Here is an 11,222-nt window from a genome sequence, read left to right on the forward strand (position 1 = left end):
GCTTCGACTGCCCCGAGGACCTGCCGCTGATCCGCGTCGACAAGCGCCGGCTGACGCAGATCCTGGTCAACCTGATGTCCAACGCCATCAAGTTCACCCCCGCCGGCGGCGAGGTGCGGCTGCGCTGCTGGGCGACGGAGACCAGCGGTTTCGTGTTCCAGGCAATCGACAATGGCGTCGGCATCGCGCGGGAGAACATTCCCCTGGCGATGTCGGTCTTCGGTCAGGTCGAGAACGAGCATGAGCATACGCCGCAGCAGGGCACCGGCCTCGGCCTGCCACTGGCCAAGGCGCTCAGCGAGCTGCACGGCGGCACCCTGGACCTGCAAAGCGAGCTGGGCGAAGGCACCACCGTCACCCTGCGCCTGCCGGCCCACCGCATCGTCGCACGGTCGGCGGCCGAGAACAGGGCGACGGGCAACCGGGCGGCCGGCTGACCGCCACAACCCCTATATCTGATAGGTGGAGATCATTACTGCCAGGGCTGCAGCAGCCCATTCGCGAGTCAGGGCTGGATTGCCCAAAAGGCCTGTTGCATTGGGTTCGCCATTGACCGCAACAATCCCGGCAAAAGAGTTTTGCCGCCCCAGGTACCCAATGATCCCGTAGATCTGCCCGCCGAAGTAACCACTGGCGCAATAGGCGCCACTGCGCCGCGCAATCAAACCATCAAATCGGGAATGTGGTACGAACTCTGTTAAAGCCGGATCAGGTTGGCAGAAGGTAAGTCCCAGGGCCTGGCTTATCGCATTGTCAAACTGGACGGAGATCGATTGCAGGTTCGCGAACACCGGATCGAAGACTTCTCCGCGAAAGATCAACCCGACATCCCCTTCGTCGGACTCTGCGATGCAGAATCCTTCTTCGTCACTAATCGGCATGGTGTCGGGCACAGCAAGAGTTGCACCGGTCTCACTGTCAACCCAAAGATCGAAGCGAATGGCGGCAAGGTCGTCGAGCGGCACATGCTGCGCCAGACCGCTAACGACATAAAGAAAGCCGCCGGGATCATCCAACGTCCCGGGCTGCGAAAGGGAGTCGACGATCTCATTCAGGTTCCGTGTTGCGAGATGAAAGTAGCTTCGCCCGCCACAGACAAGGCCCTTGTTGACCTCCACGGCATCTTCGACCGTCTGCGGCACGGAGAACGCAAAGACCGACTCTGCCGCCGGGCCCAAACCTACCTGGGCGCCGCCTTCGCCGCTGTTCAGCAACTCCTGCAGCAGGTGGGCCGGGACCGCCCAGTTGAGCGACGCATTACCGCCATCCAGCCCGCCGTCGACAACGCCGACCACATGACCCTGCGCATTGATCACCGGGCCACCGGAGGAGCCGGGTTTCACCACGGCGGTGAGACGGAAGATCTCCAGTTCGATGGCCGGCGCCCCCAGGTTTTCGATTTGGCGGCGCGCGGCGTCGTTCAGGATGTCCCTCAGAGTCCGGACGTTGAGCGCCTTGGTGCCGTAAGTCTCCTGCCAGTTGTTCACGTTGAGGGGCAGGCTGATGGCCGCCAGTTCCTCCTGTTCGCCGGCGATCGCGGTTTGGGAGAGTGCCGGGACGGCCGGCGGGTTGTCGACCTGAAGCAGGGCGAGGTCGGCGCGGCGCAGGGACCTGCTGGCCTGGGCGCGCCGCTGCACACCCCGGTCGACGTATTCCACCGTCAGGGTCTGGCAATCGGCGACCACATGGAGGGCGGTCACCACCTGGGCCGGGTCCGGCCAGACGAATCCGGAGCCGCTTCGCGTCCCCGTTGGACCCGGACAGCCCTCCGCCGTCACCCGGACGACGGAGTTGGCGGCGGCGCGGACGATGTCGGCCGGCGGCTTGGCCCAGGCCGATGACAGTCCGATTCCCAGCACTGCACAGGCCAAGAGGCTCTTCGGGATGGTTCGTGTCATCGCTGTTCCTCGCAGAGTCCGGACCAGACGGCCTGCAGGATCGCCTGCGGCGCTTCCGGCAGCGCCCGGGCGAGTCCCGGCCAGGGGTCCGGCGCCAGGGACCAGGCATTGCGTGCTTCTGCGGCATCGGGGGCCCGCGCCGGATCGGTGCGCCCGCAGGTCTCGGGCGAAGCGAAGTTGAAGAGCACGCTGGCGGTGGTCATGGGGGCATCGCCGGAGCCCGCCTTGACGCCGCCCCCGGCCTCGAGGCTCGCGCCGGTGAGCTGCAGCACCGCCAGCCGCCGCGCCTGCTCTTTGTTGAGCCCCGCCGCCTGCCATTGCGCCGCGAGGTCCTGCGGCGTCGGCGAGAAGGCGTTGTGGGTGCGCAAGGTCAGGCCGAGGACCAGGGCGACGACGGTGGTCAGCGCGAAGACCGCGACCGCCCAGTTGTGCCCGGGGCTGCGCTCGGCGGCGCTCTCGCCCTTGGGCAGGAAAGGGTTCTTCACACCAGTGAGCGCAACGACGCCCGCCGCCATCGCCAGGACAGCGGAGACCACCGACGCGGTCACCCCGGATGTCGACAGCCCGATGAGCAGCCCCGTGAGGAGCCCCAGCGAAACCGCCGCCGCGAACATTGCCATTCCGTCCCCCAGGCCCCGCGCGGGGACCACTCTGGAATGCCTGTCACAGGCAGAGACTCCGGATTGTCGCCGCCCTGCCAAGGGGAGGTCAATGGAGCTTTGGAAGAAACGATTAGAGAAATCGGCTAGGGAGGGCCCAGATCGGCCACGCCGACGCAAGATCGAAGGCCAAAGAAAAGCGGGCGGTCCCGCTTGGCCCGGGGCCTTTGGATTGGGGGGTCCCTTAGACTTGGGGAGCGCAACCGCCCGTAAGAGGAACCTTCGGAAAAGTGTGGGGCGGCCACGCGTGGTCGGGGCACCTGGCCGCCCCCTTTAGTCGCCAGCGGTTAAGGGGCAATAGTTCGAGGATCGCTGGCCTCCTCGACAGAGAGGGGAAGTCTCCGTAACTGGATAACTAGGAATCGATTGCGGTTGGATCTGGCCCCAAATGCGGCGAGATTGTGATTTCTGCCCGGAAGAGAATGAGCGCGGATTCAACCGGGATGGTGCGGCTGCCCCCCCTCACCCCGGCCCTCTCCCACCAGGGGAGAGGGAGAACCAAAAGGCGCGCTCCTGAGTCCCTCTCCCCTCGCGGGAGAGGGAGGGGCCCGCGTGAGCGGGAGGGTGAGGGGGACCGCCTAACCGCAGTCTCGCAGTTTGCCCGTGGAATCCCTGACCTTCGTTTGGCAGGGTCGCCGTTTGGATGCTAGCGCCCTTTAGCCGTAGCTGCGCTGGTCGTCGATGACCTTGCCGTCGTTGGGCAGGCTGCCGGGGGCCACCGTCTCGACCCCGCCCTTCAGCTTGCAGCAGGCCTGCAGGCTCTCGGCGATGGCGGCGATCAGCGCGGCATCCCCGCCGTTCGCCACCTCGCAGTGGAGGGTCATGGCGTCGGCATCGCCATCACGGGTGACGACCAGGCGGGCACGGCCGATCTCGCCGTGGCGCTTCAGCACCGCGGCCACCTGGGCCGGCTGCACGAACATGCCTTTGACCTTGGTGGCCTGATCGGCGCGGCCCATCCAGCCCTTGATGCGCGGAGCCGTGCGGCCGCAGGGGCTGGCCCCGGGCAGAATTGCCGAAAGGTCGCCAGTGGCGAAACGGATCAGCGGGTAGTCGGGGTTGAGGCTGGTCACCACCACCTCCCCCACCTCGCCTTCGGGCAGCGGATCGCCGGTACCGGGACGCAGGATCTCGACGACGATCTCTTCGTCCAGGATCATGCCCTCGCGAGCTTCGGACTCGTAGGCGATGAGCCCCAGGTCCGCCGTGGCATAGCACTGCAGCACGGCCACACCGCGCTCGGCATAGGCCTGGCGCAGCTCCGGGAAGAGCGCGCCGCCGGAGACCAGCGCCCGGGTGATGGAGCTGCAGTCCCGGCCCAGCTCGGCGCCCTTGTCCAGCAGCACCTTCAGGAAGTCCGGCGTGCCGGTGTAGCCGGTGGGGCGGAAGTGGGCGATGGCCTCCACCTGCTGTTCGCTGTTGCCGATACCGCCGGCGATCACCGCACAGCCCAGGGCGCGGGCGGCGCCGTCCAGCATCCAGCCACCGGGCGTCAGGTGGTAGGAAAAGCAGTTGTGGACGATGTCGCCGGGGCGAAATCCGGTGGCGAAGAGCGCACGCTCCAGGCGCCAAAAGCCGGGCCGCGGCGCCTCGAACTCATAGATCGGGCCCGGCGAGGCGAAGAGCCGCGCCGTCTCCCCCGGCGCCAGGGCGGCCAGCCCGCCGAAGGGCGGCGACGCGGTCTGGCGCTCCATCAGATCGCTCTTACGGGTGACCGGCAGGCCGGCCAGCGCCGCGCGGCCGGTGACCGCCGCCGGGTCGACCGCGGCCAGGATCTCGGCAAAGCCGGCGGTCTTCTCCTTGGCGCGGGCGACGGCCGCCGGCAGCGCCGCCATGAGCGCCGCTTCGCGGGCCTCTGCGCTGCGCGTTTCAAGGTCGTCGAAGTGTTCCATCATCTATTCCTTACGGAACAAGCGGCGCCGAATTCAGCGAAGCGTCAAAATCCTAAAGCCAGCGTTTGCGGCGCTTGTAGTGCTTCACGTCGCGGTAGGACTTGCGGCCGGAGGCGGAAAGGCCGAGGTAGAACTCCTTCACATCCTCGTTCTCGCGCAGCTTTTCGGCATCGCCGTCCAACACCACGCGACCGCTCTCCAGGATGTAGCCGTAGCGCGCGTATTTCAGCGCCACATTGGTGTTCTGCTCGGCCAGCAAAAAGGACACGCCCTCGCGCTCGTTGAGGCGTTTCACCGTCTCGAAGATGGTCTCCACCAACTGCGGGGCGAGGCCCATGGAGGGCTCGTCCAGCAGGATCATCGTGGGCCGGCACATCAGCGCGCGGCCGATGGCGCACATCTGCTGCTCGCCGCCGGAGGTGTAGCCGGCCATGGAGCCGCGCCGCTCCTTCAGGCGCGGGAAATAGTCGTAGACCAGCTCCAGATCCTCGGCCACGGCGGCGCGCCCGTCGGTGCGGGTGTAGGCACCGGTGAGCAGGTTCTCCTCGATGGTCAGATGCTCGAAGCAATGGCGCCCCTCCATCACCTGCACCACCCCCGCCTTGACGAGATCGTTGGGGGTCAGCGCATCGACCCGGGCGCCCTCGAACTCGATGGAGCCCTTGGTCACCTCCCCCCGTTCGGCACGCAGCAGGTTGGAGATCGCCTTCAGGGTGGTGGTCTTGCCGGCACCGTTGGCCCCCAGCAGCGCCACGATGCCGCCGCGCGGCACCTCCAGCGAGACGCCCTTCAGCACCAGGATGACGTGGTCGTAGATCACCTCGATGTTGTTCACCGAGAGGACCGCCGCCGCTTCGGGTGACGCATCGTCCCTTACATCCAAGGCCTCGCTCATGCTCTCCTCATGCTCCGCATCCGTGTCATCCCCGGCGGTCCGGGCCGCCGTCGTCCTGCGGTGTCTGGAAAAGGCGCTGGGGGACAGCCACCGGCGGCCGCCCCCAGGCACCCTTCAGATCCTCAAGCGTCCGCGACGGGCCTAGCTGCAGTCGCGCGGGGTGATCCCCTTCTCTGCCGCATAGGCCGCCGCCGCCTCTTCGATCATCGGCCGCAGCAGGCCGGCGCGATTCGGCTCGACCCAGTCGGAGACCGGCTTCCAGGAGGCGCCGTCCCACTGCTGGACAAAGGCACGGCCGGTGCCCTCATGGTCGGCGCAGCTCACCTGGATGGCCTCCATGAAGCCGGCCAGGCCGATGGCCTCGAGGCGGGCATTATCGATGTTCAAAGCCTCGAAGCCGTCGCGGATCTGCTCGCCGGTGAGCGCCTTCTCGCCGTGCATGCCCTGGGCAGTGCGGATCGCCTCGGAGATCACGGCGGCGTTCATGACGCCCCGGTTATAGAGCACGGTGCCCACTTGCTCGCGCGGGCCGGTGCCGTTGCCGGCGTCATGGACCAGCTTCAGGATATCCTGGATCGCCGGGAAGTCGGCACCGGTGCCGTGGAAGTTCAGCGACTTGTAGCCGACAGCCTGCCTGCCTGCCGGGGTCACGTCCTGCTCGGAGCCGGACCACCAGATGCCGATGAAGCGGTCCATCGGATAGCCGACGGCCGCCGCTTCCTTGATGGCGGTGGAGTTCATCACGCCCCAGCCCCACATGGCGGTCCAGTCCGGCCGCACCTGACGGCCGATCTGCAGCCAGGTGGCCTTCTGTTCGAGGCCCGGATGGGCCACCGGGAAGGGATGGAAGCTGAAGCCGTGCTTGGCGGCCAGCGCCTCAAGGGTTGCGATGGGCTCTTTGCCATAAGCCGAGTCGTGATAGACCAGGGCGATCTTCTTGCCCTTCAGCTTGTCGTAGCCGCCCTCGTTCTGGGCGATGTAGTTCACGATCACGTCGGCCCCCGACCAGTAGGTCGCCGGCAGGGTGAAGACATAGGGGAAGACCGTGCCGTCGGAACCGGCGGTGCGGCCGTAGCCCATGGAGAGCACGGGGATCTTGTCCGCCGTCGCCCGCTCGATGAGGGCGTAGGTGATGCCGGTCGACAGGGGTGTAATGGCCGCGGCGCCCGGGCGCTTCAGGCGCTCGTAGCACTCCACGCCGCGGTCGTTGTTATAGGCGGTGTCGCATTCCTCGTATTCGATCTGCACCCCATTGATGCCGCCCTTGGCGTTGAGCATCTTGAAGTAGTCGCTGAAGCCGTTGGCGAAGGGAATGCCGTTTGGCGCATAGGGGCCCGAGCGGTACATCAGCCCGGGAACGAATTGCTTGTCGGCAGCGCTCGCGGGCAGGGCCGCGGCGGTCGCCATGGCGGCCGCGCCCAGTGCGGCCAATCCAAAAGCCTTCAAATACATCCGTCTAAACCTCCCTTGGTTTGCTTGATCTTGGTTACTCGGATGGACGATGTTCCGCTCGTCCTTGGCGGAGTTCTCTTCTTCTTGCCTCGCGCTGCGACACCGCCAAGATCGCGGCGCGATCAACCCATTTGCTCCCTAATAGGGGAACGGCCAGAGGCGCAGCTTCTCCTTGGCGATCTGCCACAGCCGTGCCAGGCCGTGCGGCTCGACAATCAGGAAGAAGACGATCAGGGCGCCGAAAATCATGAATTCGATGTGGGAGACCAGGGCCGTCGAGATGGTCGGGTCGATGGCCAGCATCCCGTTGTTCAGAAGGATCGGCAGCAGCACGATGAAGGCGGCTCCCAAAAACGAGCCGAGGATCGAGCCGAGCCCGCCGATGATGATCATGAATAGCACCTGGAAGGAGCGGTTGATCTCGAAGGCGAGCGCCTCCACCGAACCGGTGTAGACGAAGGCCCAGAGCGCGCCGGCGATGCCGATGTAGAAGGAGCTGACGGCGAAGGCCGAAAGCTTGGCCCAGAGCGGGCGGATGCCGATTATCTCCGCGGCGATATCCATGTCGCGGATCGCCATCCAGGTGCGGCCGATGCGGCTGCGCACCAGGTTCTTGGCGACCAGCGCCAAAAGCGCCACGAAGACCAGCAGGAAGAGGTACTTGGTGACCGGCCCGGCCTCGGTGCCGGTGATGAAGAGGCCGGGCAGGACCTCGCGCGGCGGCGCCGAGATGACGCCGGAGGAACTGTAGTTGGTCCACCAGCCGAACTTATTGAACATCCACACGAGGAAGAACTGCGCCGCCAGGGTGGCCACCGCCAGATAGAAGCCCTTGATGCGCAAGGACGGCAGGCCGAAGAGCACGCCGACCCCCGCGGTCCCCAGCCCCGCCAGCAGGAAGACGATGACGATGTGCAGCTCCGGAAAGGCGGTCGCCAGCTTGTAGGAGAAGAAAGCGCCGCAGGCCATGAAGCCGCCGGTGCCCAGCGACAGTTGCCCGCAGTAGCCGGTGAGGATGTTGAGGCCCAGCGCCGCCATGGCGAAGACCAGGAAGGGCACGAAGATGGTCTCCAGGAAATACTCGTTGGCCAGCGCCGGTACGCCCAGAACGGCGACGGCGGCCATCAGGCCGATGGCGATCTGGTCCTGGCGGATCGGAAAGATCGCCTGGTCGGCGGCATAGCTGGTTTTGAACTGTCCGGCTTCGCGGTAGAGCATGGCGGCGGGGGCGTCCTATATGCGTTCGATGATGACTTCGCCGAACAGCCCCTGGGGCCGGAACAGCAGGAACACCAGGGCCAGCATGTAAGCGAACCAATCCTGGATGGCACCGCCGAAGAGCGGGCCCAGGAAGACCTCGGCCAACTGCTCGCCGGCGCCGATGATGAGCCCGCCGACGATGGCCCCGGGGATCGAGGTGAAGCCGCCGAGGATCAGCACCGGCAGGGCCTTCAGGGCGATCAGCGCCAGGGAGAACTGCACTCCGGCCTTAGAGCCCCACATGATGCCGGCCACCAGGGCGACGATCCCGGCCACCGACCAGACGATGGCCCAGATGGTCTTCAGGGGGATGCCGACGGAAAGCGCCGCCTGATGGTCGTCGGCCACCGCCCTGAGCGCCCGCCCGACCCGGGTGTACTGGAAGAAGATGGCGAGCCCCGCCACCAGCACCGCGCCTACCAGGGCCGCCACCAGATCGAAGGAGTTGATCAGCAGGCCGCCCTCGAAGACGCCCTGGGCGACGAACATCGGGTCCTTGGAGATGCCGATGTCCAGCACCTTGATGTCGGAGCCCCAGATCGTCTGACCGAAACCGTCGAGGAAGTAGAAGATCCCGATGGTGGCCATAAAGAGGATGATGTGGGGCTGGTTCACCAGGGGCCGCAGGACCACCCGCTCGATGGCCAGGGCGAGCAGCACCATGACCCCGACGGTGACCACGAAGGAGAGGGTCCAGTGCAGGCCCAACTCGATGAAGCCCACCATGGTCAGCGCCGCGAAGAGCACCATGGAGCCCTGGGCGAAGTTGAAGATTCCCGAAGCCTTGAAGATCAGCACGAAGCCCAGCGCCACCAGGGAGTACATCACCCCCTGCAGCAGCCCGGCGATCAGCACCTCCAGGAAATAGCCCCAGGTAAAGAACAGGGAGCTGTCGACGGCGGCCAGACCCTTGAAGCCGAAGCCGAGGGCCGCGATCAGGATCGGCACGCTCAACAGCCACACACCGGCACGCACTGCGAGGGGGTTCATCGTGATCGGCTCCTAGTGGCTGACGCCGAGATAGGCATCGATGACGTCCTGGTTGGCGCGCACTGCATCCGGCGTGCCGTCGGCCAGCTTGCGCCCGTAGTCGAGCACCACGACGCGGTCGGAGATGTCCATGACCACGCCCATATCGTGTTCGATGAGGGCGATGGTGGTGCCGAACTCGTCGTTCACGTCGAGGATGAAGCGGCACATGTCCTCCTTCTCCTCGACGTTCATGCCGGCCATGGGCTCGTCGAGGAGAAGGATCTCGGGCTCCGCCGCGAGCGCGCGGGCGAGCTCGACCCGCTTCTGCAGGCCGTAGGGGAGCTTGCCCACGGGCGTGTGCCGGTGCGCCTGGATCTCCAGGAAGTCGATGATCTCCTCGCAGAACCGGCGGTGCTCGATCTCCTCCCGCTTCGCGCGCCCCATGTAGAGCATCTGCTCGAACCAGGTGCTGTGCATCTTCAGCATCCGCCCGGTCATCACGTTGTCGAGCGTGCTCATGCCCTTGAACAGGGCGATGTTCTGAAAGGTGCGGGCGATGCCGTTCTTGGCGGCGAAGTGCGGGCGCATCTTCTGCAGAACTTCGCCCTTGAAGGTGATCTGGCCCTCCTGCGGCTGGTAGAAGCCGTTGATGACGTTCAGCATCGACGACTTGCCGGCGCCGTTGGGGCCGATGATGGCGCGGATCTCGCCGCGGCGGATGTCGAAGCTCACGCCCGAGAGCGCGCGGACGCCGCCGAAGCGCAGCGTGACGTCCTTGACCTCCAAGAGCACCTCGCCGATCGCCCGGGCGGGTCCCGGCCGCCGCGCGTCGACCGCAGCCTCGGTCCTGGTCTCGGCGTCCATCAGGCGGCCTCCAGCTCGGTTCGCGCGCTGTCGCGGATGGCCATGTCGGCCTTGATGGTGCCCTTGCGCCCGTCCTCGAAGGTGACCTCGGTCTCGATCAGCGCGCGCGGGCTGCCGTCGTAGAGCGCGCCGATGAGATCGCCGTAGCGGTCGTCGATGACGTTGCGCCGGACCTTGCGGGTGCGGGTGAGCTCGCCGTCGTCGGCGTCCAGCTCCTTGAAGAGGAGGAGAAAGCGCTTGATGCCCTGCGCCTCGGGCAGGCTCGCGTTGACCGTGGCCACCTCGCCGGCCAGCAGCTCGTAGGTCTGCTCGTTGGCCGCGAGGTTGGCATAGGTGGTGAAGCCCATGCGCCTCTGCTCCGCCCACTTGGCCACCATCGAGAAGCGGATGCAGAGGATCGCCGTGACGAACGGCCGGCCGTTGCCGAGCACCACGCACTCGCCGATGTAGGGCGAGAACTTGAGCTTGTTCTCGATGTACTGGGGCGAGAAGCGGTCGCCGGTCGACGTCGTGGCGATGTCCTTGAGCCGGTCGATGATCACGAGGCGGCCCTTGTCGTCGAGGTAGCCTGCATCGCCCGTGTGCATCCAGCCGTCCTGGAGCGTGTCCGCCGTCGCCTCGGGTGCGCGGTAGTAGCCCTCGAACATGTTCGGGTGGCGCGTCACGATCTCGCCGACGCCGTTCGCATCGGCGTTGTCGATGCGGAGCTCGACACCTTCGAACGGCACGCCGGAGCTGTCGAAGTCGATGGCGTCGCCCTGTTGCAGCGTGTAGGCGCCGAGGAGCTCCGTCTGGCCGTAGAGCTGGCGCAGCGGCACCCCCATCGCCAGGAAGAACTTGAAGGTGTCCGGGCCGAGTGCGGCACCGCCGGTGGCCGCCGACTTGACGTAGCGGAAGCCCAGCCGGTCCTTGAGCGCCCGGAACAGGAAGGTGTCGGCGAACCAGTCGCGCCTGCCCGCCTCGACGGCCTCGATGCCGCGGGCCATGGCCGTCCGGTAGAGCCACTGGTTGGCCTTGGACGCGTCCATGATGCGCGCGCGCACGTCGGCGGCCGTCTGCTCCCAGACCCGCGGCGCCAGGAGCAGGTGCGTCGGCCCGATCTCGCGCATGTCGTGCATGGCCGTCTCGCCGCTCTCGGGGAAGTTCACGCGGATGCGGCAGATGAGCGGCATCGCCGCCACATAGATCTGCTCCATGATCCAAGGCAGCGGCAGCATGCAGACATAGTCGTCGTCGGGCCCGCGCGGGTCGCGCTCGAGGTAGCGCGCGCAATGGCGGATGAAGCGCCCGTGCGGCAGCATCGCGAGCTTGGGGTTGGCGGTCGTGCCCG

General features: G+C 66.5%; 10 protein-coding genes. 1 reads left to right on the top strand and 9 read right to left on the bottom strand.

The window, feature by feature from the left end:
- On the top strand, positions 1-437 hold a 437-nt coding region (locus Q0996_RS07325; protein WP_299617185.1), incomplete at its 5' end, for a sensor histidine kinase KdpD.
- A gap of 12 nt (positions 438-449) precedes the next feature.
- Here Q0996_RS07325 and Q0996_RS07330 read toward each other — a convergent pair.
- The 9 genes from Q0996_RS07330 to Q0996_RS07370 form a co-directional block, all read right to left on the bottom strand.
- Positions 450-1,898, bottom strand: coding sequence for a serine protease (locus tag Q0996_RS07330; RefSeq protein WP_299617187.1), 1,449 nt, complete (start codon positions 1,896-1,898; stop codon positions 450-452).
- The gene (locus Q0996_RS07335) at positions 1,895-2,518 is read right to left on the bottom strand and encodes a hypothetical protein (RefSeq protein WP_299617189.1); all 624 of its coding nucleotides are present in this window, start codon (positions 2,516-2,518) and stop codon (positions 1,895-1,897) included. The genes Q0996_RS07330 and Q0996_RS07335 overlap by 4 nt, the downstream gene beginning before the upstream one ends.
- Before the next feature lie 695 nt (positions 2,519-3,213).
- On the bottom strand, positions 3,214-4,452 hold the full coding sequence (locus Q0996_RS07340) for a phenylacetate--CoA ligase family protein (protein ID WP_299617191.1): 1,239 nt from the start codon (positions 4,450-4,452) through the stop codon (positions 3,214-3,216).
- A 49-nt stretch (positions 4,453-4,501) separates the two neighbouring features.
- On the bottom strand, positions 4,502-5,344 hold the full coding sequence (locus Q0996_RS07345; RefSeq protein WP_299617193.1) for an ABC transporter ATP-binding protein: 843 nt from the start codon (positions 5,342-5,344) through the stop codon (positions 4,502-4,504).
- Positions 5,345-5,485: 141 nt separating this feature from the next.
- On the bottom strand, positions 5,486-6,796 hold the full coding sequence (locus Q0996_RS07350) for an ABC transporter substrate-binding protein (RefSeq protein ID WP_299617196.1): 1,311 nt from the start codon (positions 6,794-6,796) through the stop codon (positions 5,486-5,488).
- Positions 6,797-6,934: 138 nt separating this feature from the next.
- Complete coding sequence (locus Q0996_RS07355) at positions 6,935-8,014, bottom strand: branched-chain amino acid ABC transporter permease (protein WP_299617198.1); 1,080 nt, start codon at positions 8,012-8,014, stop codon at positions 6,935-6,937.
- Between the two features lie 15 nt (positions 8,015-8,029).
- The gene (locus tag Q0996_RS07360) at positions 8,030-9,046 is read right to left on the bottom strand and encodes a branched-chain amino acid ABC transporter permease (RefSeq protein WP_299617200.1); all 1,017 of its coding nucleotides are present in this window, start codon (positions 9,044-9,046) and stop codon (positions 8,030-8,032) included.
- Between the two features lie 12 nt (positions 9,047-9,058).
- On the bottom strand, positions 9,059-9,892 hold the full coding sequence (locus Q0996_RS07365) for an ABC transporter ATP-binding protein (RefSeq protein ID WP_299617202.1): 834 nt from the start codon (positions 9,890-9,892) through the stop codon (positions 9,059-9,061).
- Positions 9,892-11,222: AMP-binding protein (locus Q0996_RS07370; RefSeq protein ID WP_299617204.1), on the bottom strand; the 1,331-nt coding region annotated here is incomplete at its 5' end. The genes Q0996_RS07365 and Q0996_RS07370, both read right to left, overlap by 1 nt.

Source organism: Pelagibius sp. (genome assembly GCF_028289705.1).
Lineage (GTDB): Bacteria > Pseudomonadota > Alphaproteobacteria > Kiloniellales > Kiloniellaceae > Pelagibius.